The organism is Phaeobacter sp. NW0010-22 (genome assembly GCF_040365955.1).
GTDB lineage: Bacteria > Pseudomonadota > Alphaproteobacteria > Rhodobacterales > Rhodobacteraceae > OMPR01.
Genome location: NZ_BAABWT010000007.1, coordinates 271,723 through 289,953, shown reverse-complemented (window position 1 = coordinate 289,953; position 18,231 = coordinate 271,723). Strand labels below are relative to the sequence as shown.

Annotated in this window: 16 protein-coding genes; 4 read left to right on the top strand and 12 right to left on the bottom strand. The window is 55.7% G+C overall.

Going from position 1 to position 18,231, the window contains the following annotated elements; translation table 11 throughout:
• Positions 1-303: 303 nt before the first annotated feature.
• The 4 genes from ccoP to ccoN are packed head-to-tail and all read right to left on the bottom strand — an operon-like array spanning position 304 to position 3,721.
• Positions 304-1,173 (bottom strand): cytochrome-c oxidase, cbb3-type subunit III, encoded by an 870-nt coding sequence (gene ccoP / locus ABWV33_RS16690; protein ID WP_113823741.1) that lies wholly within the window; start codon positions 1,171-1,173, stop codon positions 304-306.
• On the bottom strand, positions 1,170-1,355 hold the full coding sequence (locus ABWV33_RS16685) for a cbb3-type cytochrome oxidase subunit 3 (RefSeq protein WP_113823740.1): 186 nt from the start codon (positions 1,353-1,355) through the stop codon (positions 1,170-1,172). The genes ccoP and ABWV33_RS16685 overlap by 4 nt, the downstream gene beginning before the upstream one ends.
• A gap of 11 nt (positions 1,356-1,366) precedes the next feature.
• Entirely contained in the window at positions 1,367-2,095 is a 729-nt protein-coding gene (gene ccoO / locus ABWV33_RS16680) for a cytochrome-c oxidase, cbb3-type subunit II (protein ID WP_113823739.1), read from the bottom strand.
• Positions 2,096-2,110: 15 nt separating this feature from the next.
• Positions 2,111-3,721 (bottom strand): cytochrome-c oxidase, cbb3-type subunit I, encoded by a 1,611-nt coding sequence (gene ccoN, locus ABWV33_RS16675; RefSeq protein WP_353332332.1) that lies wholly within the window; start codon positions 3,719-3,721, stop codon positions 2,111-2,113.
• A gap of 200 nt (positions 3,722-3,921) precedes the next feature.
• Between ccoN and ABWV33_RS16670 the strand changes: the two genes are divergently transcribed.
• Positions 3,922-4,761, top strand: coding sequence for a universal stress protein (locus ABWV33_RS16670; protein WP_113823737.1), 840 nt, complete (start codon positions 3,922-3,924; stop codon positions 4,759-4,761).
• Between the two features lie 84 nt (positions 4,762-4,845).
• Here ABWV33_RS16670 and fnrL read toward each other — a convergent pair whose 3' ends face one another.
• On the bottom strand, positions 4,846-5,589 hold the full coding sequence (fnrL, locus tag ABWV33_RS16665) for a transcriptional regulator FnrL (RefSeq protein ID WP_113823736.1): 744 nt from the start codon (positions 5,587-5,589) through the stop codon (positions 4,846-4,848).
• A gap of 63 nt (positions 5,590-5,652) precedes the next feature.
• On the opposite strand from fnrL, the gene hemN reads away from it, so the two are divergent.
• Positions 5,653-7,008, top strand: coding sequence for an oxygen-independent coproporphyrinogen III oxidase (hemN, locus tag ABWV33_RS16660; protein ID WP_353332330.1), 1,356 nt, complete (start codon positions 5,653-5,655; stop codon positions 7,006-7,008).
• A 255-nt stretch (positions 7,009-7,263) separates the two neighbouring features.
• Positions 7,264-9,150 carry an elongation factor G gene (locus ABWV33_RS16655; RefSeq protein WP_353332328.1) on the top strand — a complete coding sequence of 629 codons (1,887 nt, stop codon included), beginning with the start codon at positions 7,264-7,266 and terminating at the stop codon, positions 9,148-9,150.
• 41 nt (positions 9,151-9,191) lie between these two features.
• Here the strand turns inward: ABWV33_RS16655 and ABWV33_RS16650 are convergent, their stop codons facing one another.
• From ABWV33_RS16650 to ABWV33_RS16630, 5 genes are all read right to left on the bottom strand, one after another.
• Positions 9,192-10,772: an ABC transporter ATP-binding protein gene (locus tag ABWV33_RS16650; protein ID WP_353332326.1), complete on the bottom strand. Its 1,581-nt coding sequence runs from the start codon at positions 10,770-10,772 to the stop codon at positions 9,192-9,194.
• Complete coding sequence (locus ABWV33_RS16645) at positions 10,769-11,875, bottom strand: ABC transporter permease (RefSeq protein ID WP_353332324.1); 1,107 nt, start codon at positions 11,873-11,875, stop codon at positions 10,769-10,771. Before ABWV33_RS16645 ends, ABWV33_RS16650 begins: the two co-directional genes overlap by 4 nt.
• On the bottom strand, positions 11,875-12,960 hold the full coding sequence (locus tag ABWV33_RS16640) for a microcin C ABC transporter permease YejB (protein WP_353332322.1): 1,086 nt from the start codon (positions 12,958-12,960) through the stop codon (positions 11,875-11,877). The genes ABWV33_RS16645 and ABWV33_RS16640 overlap by 1 nt, the downstream gene beginning before the upstream one ends.
• A 9-nt stretch (positions 12,961-12,969) precedes the next feature.
• Complete coding sequence (locus tag ABWV33_RS16635; RefSeq protein WP_353332320.1) at positions 12,970-14,904, bottom strand: extracellular solute-binding protein; 1,935 nt, start codon at positions 14,902-14,904, stop codon at positions 12,970-12,972.
• Between the two features lie 229 nt (positions 14,905-15,133).
• Positions 15,134-15,640: a c-type cytochrome gene (locus ABWV33_RS16630; protein ID WP_353332362.1), complete on the bottom strand. Its 507-nt coding sequence runs from the start codon at positions 15,638-15,640 to the stop codon at positions 15,134-15,136.
• Between the two features lie 120 nt (positions 15,641-15,760).
• On the opposite strand from ABWV33_RS16630, the gene ABWV33_RS16625 reads away from it, so the two are divergent.
• Entirely contained in the window at positions 15,761-16,594 is an 834-nt protein-coding gene (locus ABWV33_RS16625; RefSeq protein ID WP_113823728.1) for a prephenate dehydratase, read from the top strand.
• A gap of 63 nt (positions 16,595-16,657) precedes the next feature.
• On the opposite strand, the gene ABWV33_RS16620 is transcribed toward ABWV33_RS16625, so the two are convergent.
• Positions 16,658-17,125 (bottom strand): SRPBCC family protein, encoded by a 468-nt coding sequence (locus ABWV33_RS16620; RefSeq protein ID WP_113823782.1) that lies wholly within the window; start codon positions 17,123-17,125, stop codon positions 16,658-16,660.
• A 38-nt stretch (positions 17,126-17,163) separates the two neighbouring features.
• Positions 17,164-18,147, bottom strand: a complete 984-nt coding sequence (gene nudC, locus ABWV33_RS16615) for an NAD(+) diphosphatase (protein ID WP_353332317.1) — start codon at positions 18,145-18,147, stop codon at positions 17,164-17,166.
• Positions 18,148-18,231 lie beyond the last annotated feature (84 nt).

Below are 18,231 nucleotides of genomic sequence, written 5' to 3'. Positions count from 1 at the left end.
CTATTCTGTCAAACTTTGACATGGGTCAAAAAGCGCATCTGAGTCACACGTTTTAGAAATCTGAGCACAGCACGCCCGCATGTATAGCATAAAACACTATGATTGCTCTATATTGACGCACACCGGCTTTGCCTTTGAGTGAAAGGCCTGCCCAAAAAACAAAACTCCGAAGCAGTTGCATCGGAGCGGCGTTGTAAGAGAAATATGTAAATCAGCGTTGGCTATTCAGGAAACGCGCGAACAGATCGAATAGCCAACGCCGCACCTTCGGACCCTTAGGTCCGAAGGTATCTCTTTTACCCGTTATTCACCGCCACCAAGCTGGTGAACATAGATCGACACGGCACGGATCTGTGCTTCGGTCAAACGAGTGTTCCATGCAGGCATCACACCGTAACGCGCATTGTATACGGTTTCGGTCAACGTCTCGTGATCCCCACCATAGAGCCAGATCGCATCCGTCAGGTTTGGCGCGCCTTGTTCACGATCCCCGGTGCCGTCTTCGGCATGGCAGGATGCACAGTTGTCAGCAAAGACCTCAGTCCCTGCGGCCACTTTGCTGGCATCCATCGGTTCACCCGACAACGACATCACGTAATTCACAACTTGATCGATTTCTTCATCTTCAAGCAGTTCATCACGACCAAAGGCTGGCATTTCAGAATAGCGTGCATCGTCGCTATCTTCATTGCGGATACCATGGGTAATCGTGGTGTGGATCGCCTCAATGTCGCCCCCCCACAACCAGTTGTCATCCAACAGGTTGGGATACCCCTTGAACCCAGCTGCACCAGAACCGTGACACTGTGCACACCAGGTCTTGAACACAGCAGACCCGGCAGAGGTTGCATAACCGTTCAGCTCAGGATTTCCTGCGATCGAGGCCAACTCGACAGTTTCCAACTCAGTGTTGATCGCTGCGTTGGCTTCTTCGGCGGCTGCAATCTCATTTGCAACGTCAGCCCGTGTCGACCAACCGAGCACACCAGCGGTGGCTTTGTTGACCATTGGCCACGCCGGATAGGCAATCGAATACAACACAGCCCAGATGATACAGGCGTAAAGCGTATACAACCACCACCGTGGCATTGGGTTGTCGAATTCTTCGATCCCATCCCACACATGGCCGGTGGTGTTTGGATCGCCCTCTTGTTTCTTGGACGGTTTGGTCATTGCCTCGCCTCCTTGGATGTGGCGGGTTTATCTTCATGCCGGAACGGAATGTTGGCCGTGTCCTCGTAGGTTTTGCTGCTACCTGGGCGGAACGCCCAGATAACGACAGCAACAAAGACCGAGAACAAGAACAGCAACATCCAGCTGTCAGCGAACTGTCTCAGGATTGTATAGAGTTCCATCCATCGCTCCCTTAACGGCTCGCGTCCGGCGTGAAGGTCGAGAAATCAACCAACGTACCAAGCATTTGCAAATAGGCGATCAACGCATCCGCTTCGCTGACACCGGGTTTGCCATCAAAGTTACGCACATTGATCGCGTCACCGTAGCGCTCCAACAACCCATCATAGTCGCTGTCGGGATCCGCCTGTGCCAAGAAATCCGCCTGCGCAGCGTCGACCATTTCGTCGCTATACGGTGCCCCCAGCATGGCATTCGTTGCCATAACGTCGCCAACGTATTTGCCATCGATACGGTTGTTTTCCAGGAAGCCATATTTCGGCATCACCGATTCAGGTACCACGGATTGTGGATTGCGCAGGTGATCCGCCTGCCACTCGTCCGAATACCGGCCACCCACACGCGCCAGATCAGGTCCGGTCCGTTTGGACCCCCACTGGAACGGGCGGTCATACATCGACTCTGCAGCCAATGAATAGTGACCATAGCGTTCGACTTCGTCCCGCATTGGGCGGATCATTTGGCTGTGGCAGGTGTAACACCCTTCACGGATGTAGATGTCACGCCCTGTCAATTCGAGAGGGGTGTAAGGGCGCATGCCCTCCACCTTCTCGATGGTGTTTTCCAGCCAGAACAACGGTGCGATCTGTACGATGCCCCCGATGCTCACAACCAGTAAACTGAGGACCAGCAGCAGGGTCGCGTTGGTTTCGATAAGCTTGTGTTTGTCGAGAATAGACATAGCTACCAGGCCTCCTTATTCAGCCGGAACTGCAACGGTCAGGCTGGCTTCTTTTGCCGGCGCCTTTCGTACAGTCATCCACAGGTTGTAGCACATGATGAGCGCACCAGAGAGGAACATAACCCCACCCAGACCACGAACCACATACATCGGGAATTTGGCGGCAACGGTGTCAGCGAACGAGTTCACAAGGAAACCATTGGCATCAACTTCACGCCACATCAGGCCTTCCATAATACCGGTTACCCACATCGACGCGGCATACAGAACGATCCCAATCGTCGCGAGCCAGAAGTGCCAGCTCACCAGCGACAGCGAATACAGACGCTCGCGCTTCCACAGAACTGGAACCAAGTAGTACAGCGCACCAAAGGTGATCATGCCGTTCCAACCCAACGCACCGGAATGCACGTGGCCAATGGTCCAGTCAGTGTAGTGCGACAGCGAGTTCACAGCGCGGATCGACATCATCGGACCCTCGAATGTGGACATGCCGTAGAAACCAACCGAGATAACCATCATCCGGATAACCGGATCGGTCCGCAGCTTGTCCCATGCACCCGACAGGGTCATCAGACCGTTGATCATACCACCCCAGCTGGGCATCCACAGCACAATCGAGAACACCATACCCAAGGTCGACGCCCAGTCAGGCAACGCGGTATAATGCAAGTGGTGAGGACCAGCCCAGATATACAGGAAGATCAGCGCCCAGAAGTGGATGATCGACAGCTTGTACGAAAACACCGGACGCTCGGCCTGCTTCGGAATGAAGTAATACATCATGCCCAGGAAACCCGCAGTCAGGAAGAAGCCCACAGCGTTGTGACCATACCACCATTGGATCATCGCATCCTGAACACCGGCCCAGACGATAACCGATTTGGACCCCCAGATGCTGACAGGGATGGTCATGTTGTTGACCAGATGCAGCATCGCAACGGTGACGATAAACGCGAGGAAGAACCAGTTCGCAACATAGATGTGCGGTTCTTTCCGTTTGATCAACGTCCCCATGAAGACCGCCAGATAAGCCACCCAGACAATGGTCAGCCACAGGTCAACATGCCATTCGGGTTCAGCGTATTCTTTCGACTGAGTCGAGCCCAGCAAATAGCCGGTCGCCGCCAGAACGATGAACAACTGATAACCCCAGAACACGAACCACGCGAGGTTGCCGCCCCAAAGCCGTGCGGCGCTGGTACGCTGCACAACATAGAACGATGTCGCGATCAGCGCGTTGCCACCAAAGGCGAAAATCACCGCCGACGTGTGCAACGGACGCAGACGCCCAAAATTGCCGTAACCGTGTAAAAATTCAAAGTTCAGCGACGGAAACGCCAGCTGAAATGCGATGAAAGTCCCAACGAGAAAGCCAACAACACCCCAAAAGGCGGTGGCGACCACGCCGTAACGAATGACTCCATCCATGTATTCACCAGCAAGATCTAGCTTGCCGATTTCTGGCTCATCTGTGTGGCGCAGCGTCCAGAGGAACAAACCCACTGAAACTGCTGTCACAATCATGGCATGCACCATGTAAGCCACATCTCGTGCATAGTTGGCCGCAATCATCCCGAAGATGGCGACCAAACCAAGCACGATTAGCTTGATATAATTTGACATTTTGCGTCCCTTTGCCATGTCCCGCGCGATTCTCTGTGCCGCGCCAGACAGATTTTGACTGTGCGCTTATTGGAGAAGGAGGCGGAATTCTGCTTTGATCTGTATCAAGACGATAACCCGAAATCTATGGCAGGCATAATGCAATCAAATGGCGCACCCCCAAATGGGGACGGTGATCGCCGTGTTTGCAAGAGGTTCAAATGGCTTACAAATCCCTGCTTACCGTTCTGACTGATCCAAAATTGACGTCTTCGGCCCTTCCACACATGGTTGCACTGGCCGAAGCACAAGACGCACACGTCGAGGCGCTCTGTCTTGGTGTTGATCGCACACAAACCGGATATTACTACGCCGGCGCCAATGCGATGATCCTGCAAGAAACCCTGTCTCGGGCGAACGCCGAATCGGAACAGATTCTCGCAGCAGCCAAAGAACAGCTCGACAAATCCGGTGTGCGCTGGTCCGCCGAAGACGGTGTCGCGCAAATCGCTGATTTGGGCCGTCATGTCGCCCACCGCGCGCGGTTCAGCGATTTGGTTGTCCTGCCCCATCCCTATGGCAAAGGGCGCGGCGCCGAAGCAGAACCCATCGTTGAGGCCGCGATGTTCGAAGGGCACGCCCCGGTTCTGATCACCCCCGAAGATCGCGAACCTATCGGTCACCCCAAAACCATTATGGTTGCCTGGAATGAAAGCGTCGAAGCAATGCGCGCGATACGTCGAGCCATGCCATTCCTGAAAGCCGCCGAACTTGTCCGAATTGTCGTCATCGACCCACCACAACACGGCCCCGACCGCTCTGACCCGGGCGGGTTGTTGTCACAAATGCTGGCGCGCCACGGCGTACGCTGCGAAATCGATGTACTCAGCAAAACCATGACCCGCGTCTCGGACATACTGAACCGTCACGCGGCAGATACAGACGCTGATATGATCGTAATGGGCGCCTATGGTCATTCCCGCTTCCGCGAAGCGATTTTGGGCGGTGCCACGCGCAACATGCTGGAAAAAGCCCAAGTGCCGATCTTTATGGCGCACTGAAAAATGAAAAAAGGACGCATCATCTGATGCGTCCCTTTTCTAACCCTGCTTGATTTCGCAGAACCTGAGATCAGCCTCAAAGCTTCAGGTCAGGAAACCGCCGTCGCTGTCATCTCCGGCTTCTTCAAGCAATCGCTGCATATCGGGAATTGTCACGTGACGCTTCCCTTCTAGCAGGATCACACCGTCCTTTTTCAGGGCTGACATTTGTCGGCTCACTGTTTCAAGTGTCAAACCAAGATAGTCCGCCATCGCTTCACGCGTCAGTGGTAGATCAAACACCTTGCCCCCACCCGAAGTGGTCGCAGCAAGTGATGCATCCCGGCGTGCAATGATCGACAATAGGCTCGCGATCTTTTCGCGGGCCGTCTTGCGCCCAAGCACCAACATCCATTCCCGCGCGGCATCCAGCTCATCCAGCGTCATTTGCAACAACCGGTGTGCAATGTGCGGTGTCTTGCTCATCAGCTCTTCGAATGGGGCCTTGCGGAAGCAGCACATGACAATATCCGTCGTGGCCACCACATCATAGGCCGCGCCATCGCGGCCCGGACGGCCGACAAAATCCGACGGCAACAGCAACCCAACCATTTGGGTGCGTCCATCTTCCATCGTCTGCGTCAGAGTTGCGATTCCCGACACCACAGAGCCAACAAAATTCATCTTGTCACCAGACCAGATGATCGTTTGTCCCGCCTCAAAACTGCGATAGTATTTTATTTCTTCAAGTGCGACGAGCTCATCATGATCGCAATGCGCACATACGGCGCGATTACGAATGGGACAATCTCCGCAGTTGGAGGGCACAGGCTGTTTCAAGGCAATCATAAAGCGTGTCTCAATTGATCTGGGTCAAAGCATTCCAGTGAGCGCACATATTACAGCTTTCGAATGATAGTGAAATCTCAATTCGCCCAGCTTGGACTATTTGACGCGAAGGTGCCGCGTTATACCAGCTACCCAACGGCCCCGCATTTCAGCAATGATGTGGGCTCAAACCTGTATGGTGACTGGATTTCGGCGATCAAGCCCGGCAGCGCGATTTCGCTCTATATCCACGTTCCATTCTGTCGCCGTTTGTGCTGGTTCTGCGCCTGTCGCACCCAGGGAACGCAATCCGACTCACCGGTCATTGCCTACCTTGAGACGCTCAAATCCGAGCTGCGCATGCTGGCGGATCGCTTGCCGGCTGGGGTTACATTATCCCGCCTGCATTGGGGCGGCGGCACCCCTACCCTGTTGCAGCCCGCAATGATGGAAGATCTGGCAAAATCCATTCTGGACGTGGTCCCTCTGGGTAAAAATGCCGAGTTTTCGGTCGAAATTGACCCCAACGAAATCGACGCCGACAGATTAGATGCGCTGGCCGACGCGGGCATGAACCGCGCTTCGATCGGAGTGCAGGATTTCGATGACGAGATCCAAAAAACCATCGGTCGTATCCAAAGCTATGATATTACCCGCGATGCGGTGGACATGATCCGTGAACGCGGCATCGCCAGCTTGAATGCCGACATTCTGTATGGCTTGCCACACCAAACCAAGACCCGCATGACCGAAAGCGTGCAGAAACTGCTCTCGCTCAGTCCTGACCGGGTCGCATTGTATGGCTATGCCCATGTGCCATGGATGGCCAAGCGCCAACAACTAATCCCCTCGGACGCGCTGCCAACCCCTGAACAACGGCTCGAACTATACGAAACCGCACAGCGTCTTTTCCTCTGGGACAACTACGCTGAAATCGGCATCGACCATTTCGCCACTCAGGACGATGGCCTGACGCATGCCCTCAAAGCAGGGCGGTTGAAGCGAAATTTCCAAGGCTACACCGATGATCAGGCCGACGTGCTGATTGGGGTCGGTGCTTCATCAATCTCGCGGTTCCCGCAGGGCTTTGCCCAAAACGCACCAGCCACTTCGGTCCACACCGCCGCGATCCGGGACGGTCGGTTCTCAACATCGCGTGGACATTTGTTCAAAGACCAAGACGTGCTGCGCGGCCGCCTGATCGAGGCCCTAATGTGTGAGTTCCGCATTGATGCTGCAGAAATCCTGCGGGATCACCCCATCACCGAACCGCAATTGCAGGCGCTCTTTGCGCAGGCGGGCAAAGAGTTCCCCGACCTGCTCAAGATTTCAGCCGAGGGGTTGTACATCCCCCCTCAGGCACGCGCCCTGACCAGAATGATCGCTCGCTGCTTTGACGCGTACGATCTCAGCAAGGCCGGGCACAGCTCGGCCATCTGACCCAGAAGGGGAGAGCTGGGTCCTGACGGCGGATCAATATAGGGTCCGCCGTTTGTTCCCCGCCTTTCTTCGCCGCAAAACACTTGACGCAATACGTTAAGCTTCCCACACTTGAAACACCGCGCAGCAGCCCGTTGTCCGTGCAAGCGACAAACGCTCCGCGCGCCCGAGGCAGGTCACCAGACAGATCCCCCAAGCGAGCATCAAAATGTTCGCCTATCCAATCGGGTAGCGTCAAAGCAATGGGATGATCACATGCGCGTCTTCACAGTTTTGGGCCCTGCCCACTCCGGTAAATCCACATTGGTTCAGGCGCTCAGCCGTCTGGATGGGCAAGACATCTCGTTTACGGTTTCCAACGTCGTAAAACTGCACAGCTTCTCTTACCTTGATGACCCTTGGTGCGCGATTGATGTCGATGGCGGCAGCGACTCCCTTGCCTATGTTGGCCCTGCTCTCGCGCTCAGCGACGCGGCTGTGATCATTGTGCCGCCAGACCCTAACGCCGCTGAACTCTGCGCGCCCTATCTGCGCCTTGTAGAAGAGGCCGGGATCCCCTGCTTTCTCTTCCTCAACCGTATGGATGCCCCGAATGAACGCATCCGTGACATTGTCGCGGCCTTGCAAACCTACTGTCGCCATTCCATCGCCCTACGCCAAGTGCCCCTGCGCGAAAACGATCAGATCGTCGGGGCCGTCGATTTGATTTCCGAACGCGCGTGGAAATATCAGGAAAACCACCCCTCAGCCCTGATTGAACTTCCCAACGCGGCCCAAAACCGCGAACAGGAAGCCCGCGCAGACCTGCTCGAAACGCTCTCTGATTTTGATGATCATCTGCTCGAACAACTGATCGAAGACAAACGCCCCCCCACGAAAGAGGTTTATGAGATCGCCGCGCAGGTCTTGCAAAACCATCAATTGATCTCTGCCTATTTGGGGTCAGCCCTCCACGGCAACGGCCTGACACGCCTGATGAAAGCCCTTCGTCACGAAGCCCCAGAATACTCAGTCGCCGCTGACCGGGATGCTGCCGAACCGCAGGCGTTGGCCATTACGGGGTTTGCTGACATTAAGAAACACATTGGTAAAATCACTGTCCTGCGCGGGTTGGGCGACGGTGTGACCACTCAAACCCCCTTGGGCGGAGATAGCATCGGCAGCCTGACAGAATTGGACGCAAAGACCCCCGTCCAACGGGTTGAGGCCGGGCAAATCGCGTTGGCGGTTAAATCCGATCATCTGCGCCCCGGACAAGTCTATGACCCCCAATCCGGTCACCCTCTGCCCGACTGGGCCACCAGCCATCCCGCTGGCATTCGACAGCGCGTATCGCCCGCGCATGATCGCGACGACGTGCGTCTGTCCAATGCCCTGTCCCGCTTGGCCGAAATTGATCCCGGATTACACCTGTCCCAGGATGAAACAACCGGGCAGGCCGTGCTTGGTTGTCAGGGCCCCCAGCATCTGCGCCGGATCACTGAAAAACTGGCAAAGGATTTTGGGATCGAGATCACAGCCGAACCCGTCGCAACCGCCTATCGCGAGACAATTTCCAAAGCCGTTGAAACCCAATACCGCCATCGCAAACAGTCTGGCGGTGCAGGCCAATTTGCGGACGTCGTGATCGCCATTGAACCCACCCCCCGCGGCACCGGCTTTGCCTTTAGCGAAACCGTCAAAGGCGGCGCAGTCCCCAAGAACTATATCCCATCTGTCGCCACCGGCGCGGGTGAGGCCTTGGCACGCGGCCCCGAAGGGTACCCCGTCGTCGACGTCAAGGTCACCCTCAAAGACGGCAAGCACCACAATGTCGACAGTTCTGATTATGCCTTTCGCACTGCCGGAAAGGCCGCCGTACGCGAAGCCATGAGCCAAGCGCGCCCGGTCACGTTACAGCCCGTCATGCGCGCCGAAATGCATCTGCCCTCAAAATTCGTTGGGGATATGGTGCCCACAATCAGCGGGCTCCATGGCCAGATTCTGGGGTTTGAAAACAATCCAGACGCCGCCGGGTGGGATATCTTCAACTCCCTCCTCCCCGCAGGTGCACAAGATGAATTGCACCGGGCCTTGGCCAGCGCCTCTCGCGGGACCGGTTGGGTGGAATTCAGCTTTGATCACTATGAGGAACTGCGCTGAAGGGGGCTCACTTCAGCGCCCCCTTGAGATCGCGATGGCGCTTAGCCCGCCGCCGCGATCAATTCACGCGTATATTCGGTCTGCGCATTTTCAAACAGATCCTGGGCCGCCCCCATTTCGATCACATCGCCCTGCTTCATCACAAGAACCTGATGCGACATCGCCCGTACCACTTTCAAATCGTGTGAGATGAACAGATAGGCCAGCCCGTACTTGCGCTGTAGATTCCGCAACAGTTCAACGATTTGTACCTGCACAGTCATATCCAAGGCACTTGTCGGTTCATCCAACACCAACAACTTGGGGCGCAAGACCATGGCCCGGGCAATCGCAATCCGCTGGCGCTGACCACCCGAAAACTCGTGCGGATAACGATCCATCGCGGCAGGGTCTAGCCCGACTTCTTCCATCACCTCGGCCACCAATTCACGTGGGGCGCGGTGGGGGTCAATGTTGTGCACGGCCAAACCTTCGGCAATGATCTGCGCGCAGGTCAGGCGTGGGCTCAGGCTGCCAAACGGGTCTTGAAACACGATCTGCATGTCTTTGCGCAACTTGCGCAATTCGCGGGTGGACCAGCTGCGCACATCCTGCCCCCGATAGTTGATCCCCCCCTCAGAAGAGATCAGCCGCATCATTGCCAGCGCGAGCGTGGTTTTGCCCGACCCCGACTCGCCCACAATTCCCAATGTTTCACCGGCACGGACCCGAATATTGGCGTCGTTCACCGCCTTCACATGTCCAACCGTCCGCTTCAGAAACCCGCGCTGGATCGGGAACCAGACCTTCAGATGGTCCGTCGTTGCAATCTCTTCCGCGTCATCGGCAATTGGAGCTGGCTCGCCCGTCGGCTCGGCGGCCAGCAATTTGCGGGTATAGGGGTGTTGCGGGTCGTCAAAAATCGCAGCCGTCGGGCCGGTCTCGACGATTTCGCCGTCTTTCATCACACAGACCCGGTCAGCAATCCGCCGCACGATGCCCAAGTCATGAGTGATGAACAAAAGCCCCATGTTTTCTTTGCGTTTCAGATCCGCCAACAGTTCAAGAATCTGCGCCTGAATGGTCACATCCAAAGCCGTTGTCGGTTCATCAGCGATCAAGACATCTGGCTTGTTTGCAAGCGCCATCGCGATCATCACACGTTGGCGCTGCCCCCCGGATAACTGATGCGGATAACTGTCCAACCGCTCGGCAGAGTCGCGAATACCGACCTTATTCAACAGCTCAATAATCCGCGTTTTTGCCGCCGCACCCTTAATCCCCTGATGCAAAGCCAAGGATTCGGCCATCTGCTTTTCGATCGTGTGCAACGGATTCAATGACGTCATCGGTTCCTGAAAGATAAAACTGATGTCGTTGCCGCGCACCTGCATCAGCGTGTCTTTGCTAGCCCCGATCATCTCTTGCCCGGCATAGGTCACGGACCCTTCGACAACAGCGCTGTCCCCCAGCAAGGACACCGTGGACAGGGCAGTCACCGACTTGCCCGATCCGGATTCACCGACCAACGCTACCGTCTCGCCCCGATCCACCGTGAACGACACGCCTTTGACCGCAGCGCTCAACTGACCGTCCTGCCGAAACGAGACGCGCAGATCGTTCACTTCCAAAACAGCACTCATGAGAAAGTCTTCCTTGGATCAAACGCATCCCGCACGCCTTCAAAGATAAAGACGAGGAGCGACAACATAATGGCAAAGGTGAAAAACGCGGTGAATGCCAACCAAGGCGCCTGCAAATTCTGTTTGGCCTGCAAGGTCAGCTCACCCAAACTGGGCGCCGAAGACGGCAACCCAAAGCCAAGGAAATCAAGACTGGCAAGCCCACCAATGGTTCCGGTCACGATGAACGGCATGAACGTCAGCGTCGCCACCATCGCGTTGGGCAACATATGACGGAACATGATGGTCATGTTGCCAACCCCCAGCGCCTTGGCCGCCCGCACGTATTCAAGGTTCCGCGCCCGCAGAAATTCAGCCCGAACCACACCAACCAAACCCGTCCAACTGAACAGGATCATCAGCGCGACCAACAGCCAGAAACTGCGCCCCAGAATGGCAAACATGATGATGATGACATAAAGCGACGGCGTCGATGACCAGATTTCGATGATCCGCTGGAACACCAGATCAACCCAGCCGCCAAAGAACCCCTGAATGGCCCCTGCCAACACGCCGATCACACTCGCCACGCCAGTCACAACCAAGGTGAACAGGATCGACAACCGGAATCCATGAATGACCCGCGCCAGCACATCGCGCTTGGTGTCATCCGTACCCAACCAGTTCTGGCTGTTGGGCGGCAACGGCGCCGCCCCCGGGCGGTCCACGGTGGTGTTGAACGAATACGGAATCAACGGCCAGATCGCCCAGCCCTGCTCGAAACCGTCCGCTTCAAAAGTCCCTGCGCTGATCTGTTCCAACATCTCGTCAGGCTCATCAAAGCAGTCTTCCAACCCGCCCGATGCGATCAGGCACTTCACCTCAGGATCGCGATAGATCGCTTCAGTTTGGAAATCACCACCAAACGCCGTCTCGGGATAAAAGTTAAAGATCGGCGTGAAATATTCGCCCCGATAATTCACCAAAATCGGCTTGTCATTGGCCAAAAACTCAGCAAACAACGACAGCCCAAACAGGATCGAAAACAGGATCAACGACCAGAATGCCCGCCCGTTGCGGCGAAAATTGCGCCAGCGGCGCTGGTTCAAAGGGGACATAGCCATCAGCCTTCCCTCCCTTCGAAATCAATGCGCGGATCAACCAGCACATACATCAGATCGGACAAAATCCCGACCACAAGGCTCATCAAACCAAAGATGAACAAGGTGCCAAAGATCACCGGGTAGTCGCGCGCCACAGCAGCCTCAAACCCCAGACGCCCCAACCCATCCAGCGAGAATATGGTTTCGATAATGATGGACCCCGAAAAGAATACCCCGATGAACACCGCAGGGAACCCCGCAATCACGATCAGCATGGCGTTGCGGAACACATGCCCATACAACACCTTGCTTTCGCTCAACCCTTTGGCCCGCGCCGTCATCACATAGTGCTTCTTGATCTCGTCTAAAAACGAATTCTTGGTCAGCAAGGTCAGCGTCGCAAAGGCCGAAATCGTCGATGCAATCACAGGCAAGGCAATATGCCAGAAGTAATCCAACACCTTGCCCAACGGGCTCAGCTGATCAAAATTGTCTGACGTCAGCCCCCGCAGTGGAAAGATCTGCCAGTACGATCCACCCGCGAACAAGACCAGCAACAGGATCGCAAACAAAAAGCCCGGGATCGCATAGGCGACAATAATCGCGCCGCTGGTCCATGTATCAAAGCTGGACCCATCACTCACGGCTTTGCGAATGCCCAAGGGGATCGAAACCAGATAGGCGATCAAGGTTGACCACAGGCCCAGTGAAATCGACACGGGCATCTTTTCCAGCACCAAATCAATCACGCTGACGGATCGGAAATAGCTCTCGCCGAAATCAAGACGCATATAGTTGCCCAGCATCGACAGGAACCGCTCCAACGGTGGCTTGTCAAAGCCAAATTCTTTTTCCAGCTCGGCAATAAATTCCGGGGGCAGGCCCCGCGCACCGACGTATTCCTCGTTTGGCGCACCGGATTGCGTTTCGACATCACTGCCGCCACCGGCAAAGCTTTCAAAGGCGTCACCTCCGCCTTGCAGCTCGGCGATGATCTGTTCAACCGGGCCACCGGGGACAAATTGAACCAGCGTAAAGTTGACGATCATAATGCCCAACAAAGTGGGGATCACCAGCAACAGGCGTCTTAGAATATAGGCTCCCATAAGACTGGCTTACCTCAACGCGCCAGCGGATTTCAGTTTCTCCGCTTTGGCCGCATCAAACCACCAGAAATCAAGCTCCCCTAGGGCGTACTCTGGCAATGTCTCGGGGTGATCATACTGATCCCAATAGGCGACCCAACTGGCATCATTGTACCACACCGGAACCATCATCCGCTCATACCGCAGCGCCCGATCAAGCGCCATCAATGCGGCAGCCTCTTCTTCTTTGTTCGTGCTCTGCAAAGACCGTTCGATAATGGCATCAACAAGCGGACTGGCCAATCCTGCCGGATTGAACAGGCTAAACTCGGCCTCGCCCGATCCATACATCTGCATCAACCCCGTGCCCGCCGACAGAAAGGGGCGGTAGTTGTCGAACACGATGTCATAATCACGTTCCCGGTTGCGCAGGGTGTATTGCGCAGAATCGATTTTGTCCGGCTTTGCCTCGACCCCCATGGTGATCAAATTTTTGGCAAACCCATCAATCACAGCCGTCAGAGTCGGCGAACTGCTCGATGTATATGGGATTTCCAGCACCATCTTTTCGCCCTTGGCATTGCGCCGCATGCCATCATCGCCAACGGCCCAACCTGCCTCATCCAACAATTTCATCGCTGTACGAAGGTTGCGCCGATCATTCAGCCGCTTTGCCTTTGAACTATGTGCCAATACCGCCGCGGTGCTCAGCATATCCGCAGGCACCAAATCGCCCAGTGATTTCAACAGCTCCAACTCGGCCCCAACGGGCGCATCCCCCGCCATATGCGGTGCGTTCTCAACAAAGGAATGGCGCTGCTTGAACAGCCCATACTGCAAGGATTCGTTGGTCCATTCAAAGTTGAACGCCAGCGAAAGCGCCTCGCGAACGCGTTTGTCTTTCAAGGCCGGACGACCCAGATTGAATACAAACCCTGTGGGCGTCGGTGGGGTCAGATCGGGAATTTCTTCACGTTTGACCCAGCCTTTATCAACCGCTGGAAACGCATAACCAGTCGCCCAGCGTTTTGAATTACCTTCGGCCCGAAATGTATACTCGCCCGCTTTAAATGCCTCGAACCCGGCGGTGTCATCGGCAAAATACTCGACCCGGATGCTGTCAAAGTTATGCCGACCTACGTTGATTGGCAGATCTTTACCCCAATAATCCGGATTGCGCTTGTAGGTGATACGCCGATTCACATCATAGCTGTCCAGCTGATAAGGGCCGGACCCCGGTGCCGCATCCAAACGCGGTTCATCCAGACGGGCCTCGTTCTTTTCGTACCATGCCTTGGGAAACACCGGCACAGATCCGGCCTGATCGATCAGCGACCGACGCGAGATCCCGGTGGCAAAGGTAAATTTCACCGTGTGATCATCCAGCGCCTCAGCAGACAGAATCCGTTTTTTGACTGCCTGCGCATACGACGGCAGGCCCTGCTCTAGAAACAGATTGTGGCTGAACACCACATCATGCGCGGTTACGGGCGACCCGTCGGCAAATTTCGCCTCGGGGCGCATGTAGAAAGTGACCCAGGTTTTACCTTCGTCATATTCCAACCGTTCGGCCAACAGACCATAGCTTTCGCCGATCACATCCGCAGGCAGGCTACCGCCTGTGGCAGGCATTTCGCCCAGCAGGCTTTCGTAAACCATCCATGAATACCGCCCGGCCCGGCCTTTACGGCTGTAGGGGTTCATCGAATCAAACGTCCCCGGCGCTGAAACCGAAATTTCACCCCCTTTGGGCGCATCCGGGTTCACGTAGTCAAAATGTTTGAAGTCCGCTGGGTAGGTCAGATCGCCGAAAAAGGAGTATCCGTGGCTCTTGATCACATCCCCTTCAGCACGTGCCAATCCTGTGGCCGCCGTCAACAGCATCAGTGACGCTCCCAACACAGCCAACAGTTTTGGCCTAGGATCCAGTGCACGGGCGCGGGTCACGACGCGGGGGGATGTCATCAGGCTCTACCTCCGTTTTGGTTCGGCTATTCCGATTTCGGAACCTAAACCAATTTTTGTTGCTGCTAGCTAAAGGTCCAGAGCACCAAGTTTCAAGTTTAGAATATGTGAACGCTTCGTGAAGACGCCATTCCCGCAGCAAACACCCGCACATCTTGCAAAACCTAGGCACAAAAAAACCGCCACCCAAAAGGCAGCGGTTTTTGGATTTGCAGAGATCAGGCCCGACTTACTTGTCGAGGCTGTCCAGATAAGCAATCAGGTTGATCCGGTCGTTCTGCCTCTTCAGGCCAGAAAAGCCCATCGAAGTGCCAGATACCGATTTGCTTGGCTTGGCGATAAAGTGGTCCAGCTCTTCGACTGTCCAATCGCCGCCCTTGGCTTCCATCGCGCCCGAGTAACCGAAACCGGCAACCGAAGCGACCGGACGGCCAACAACGCCATACAAGAAGGGGCCAGTGCTGTTTGCACCATCTTCGACCTTGTGGCAGGCCGAACATTTTTTGAAGACCTTCGCGCCTTTTTCGACGTCTGCGGCCATCATCAACTCATCATAGTTGATTTCTTCGGCTTCGGTCACTTGATCCGAGCCAGTGTCTGTTTCGATCACGTAAGAGGCTTCTCCGTGCCCCCCTACGTGATACAGGCTCTCAGCGCCCCATTTGGCAAGAAGAAGTACCAGGAAGGCACCGAACAGGCCGGCTGCGGCCTTGGTAACTGTCATCGTGTCGAACATTGATCGCGAGTCCATTTCAGCTGTCTGGGCGGGTGTCTAAGGGTTCCCCTTGCAAGAGGCAAGGTATAGACACCGCGACTAATCGCCCAATTTACGAACCTGTTGCATGGATACCGACAAATGACCAATCGCATCGCCTTTCAGGGAGAGCCCGGCGCCTATAGTCACGAGGCCTGTCGCAACGCGCGACCCACCATGGAGGCGCTGCCCTGCCGCACCTTCGAGGACGTGATCGAGGCCGTCAAATCCGGGGCGGCTGATCTTGCCATGCTGCCGGTGGAAAATTCCACCTACGGGCGGGTTGCCGATATTCACCGACTATTGCCCCACAGCGGCCTGCACATCATTGATGAGGCCTTTGTACGTGTGCATATCAACCTTTTGGCGGTTCCCGGTGCCACGCTGGATGATGTCACCGAAGCCCACTCTCACCTTGTGTTGCTGCCGCAATGCGCCGGGTTCCTAAAGCAACATAACATTCGGGGACGGGTCAGCCCGGACAACGCCCGCGCCGCCCGCGAAGTTGCCGAAGCAAATGACATCCACTCTGCCGCACTTGCGAGTGAATTGGCCGGTGAAATCTATGGGCTTCACGTACTGGCCCGCCACATTGAGGACCAAGGCAATAACACCACCCGATTCTTGGTGATGTCCCCAACAGCCGACGAATCACGTCGTGGCAAGCAGGGCATGATCACCAGTTTCGTGTTTCAGGTCCGCAACATCCCCGCCGCGCTGTACAAAGCCATGGGTGGATTTGCCACCAATGGCGTCAACATGATCAAGCTGGAAAGCTATATGGTTGACGGCTCATTCACGGCAACGCGGTTTTATGCAGATATCGAAGGGCACCCAGACGACGCAAACGTTCAGCTGGCGATGGATGAGCTGGGGTATTTCACAACAAATGTGGAAATCTTGGGCGTGTACCCGGCCGCCCGTGAACGGGGCTAACCCTAAACATCGAGCACAACACTGACCCCGGCAATCGACGGGGTCAGATGCAAACAGAACGCCTCAGGCCCGACGGGTATGACGCTCTTCTATGTCACGGGCGAATTCAGCCAGCTTCAGGCGGAATCGCTGACTCAGATTGGCCCGCGCCAGTTTGAGCGATTGCAACAGCAACCGCGCCGCCAGCGTATTTGCCGACAGGCTGACGTCAAAGCTCAGCCGGGTCCGACGTGATGACAGCGCCAGCAATTCAATGACAACTTTCCCTTCAACGCCCTTGCTGTGGGATTCAAACCGCATCATCGTTGGGGGCGTGTATTCAACAAGCTCCAGATGCATTTCTCGCGGTTTGCCGCGCACCATAAAGACCGTGTCCCAGGCCAGCCCAGCGCCCTTGGGCATTGATGCGTCAACGCGCTGAACCTCAACCCCACGCCGAAGAGCTGATCGTTCGAAACTTTCAAACTCGGACAACAGCTCAAACACCTCTGCGATCGGCGCCTCAATATCTTCTTTGCTGGAAAACTGCATCAAAAACTCGCTGTGTTTTAGGTCGCGCAAGCATCCCCTTAATCGAGCGTATCCGCAAGCCAGTTCTCTAACAAGAAATGCGCAATTGCACCTTTTCTGGCGGGCAGAACAGTGGGGTGTTCCCCAGCAAAGGCTTGCAACATTTCTTCTTTGGTCATCCACATTGCGTGTTCGATCTCGACGGGATCAATAGTGATGTCGCGGCTCAAGGCTTCGCCAGCACACCCAAACATCAAAGAGGCCGGAAACGGCCAAGGCTGACTGGCCAAGTAACTGACTTGTCCAACCGGCACACCTGCTTCTTCCATCACCTCACGACGCACCGCCGCCTCAAGCGTTTCGCCCGGCTCCACAAATCCGGCCAGCAACGAATACATCCCCTCGGGCCATCCCGGCGACCGCCCCATCAGCACACTGTTCCCATGCGTGATCAACATGATCACCACCGGATCGGTACGCGGGAAATGCTGCCCGCCGCATTCGGGGCAACTGCGCTGCCACCCTGCTTGCACCATTTCACTTTTTGCACCGCAACAGGCACAGAACTTATGCGTCTTGTGCCAGGAAATCACCGCTTTGGCCGTGGCCAACAGCTCTGCATCCCGCGGGCTAAGGCGTGTCATAATGCGGCGCAATTCCACAAAAACATGGCCCCGCGCGATATCTGGGTGCTGTTGTTCGCTACGATCGACAAAGGCCCCAACACTGCTCAGATCCTGCCCCGCAGGCTCCCACTTGGAAATATCCAAGGCAAAACAGGGGGCGCCGTCATCTTCAAAGCCTAAGAAAATCGGAAACGCGACATCGCCACCTGGCCCAGCCTTGATCAAAGGATGTGCCATCATGATCCACGACAGACGTTCAAAGTGCTCGCCATGCATCAAAACTTTGCCACGCCACAGTAACAGACAAGCAGCATCAGGATGCGCCATCGCTGCAGCCAAAGCAGCTTCATCACCGCGAATCTCGGCAGCTCGGTTCAGGGCCGATCCACCAAATGTCACCTGTTCTGCACGCTTCATTTCTGCTCTCCATCTGGCGTTTGTTACAGGGCTGACACGGCGTGAGCAGTGATACAATGGTAAAAAACATTGTGACATTTTGGC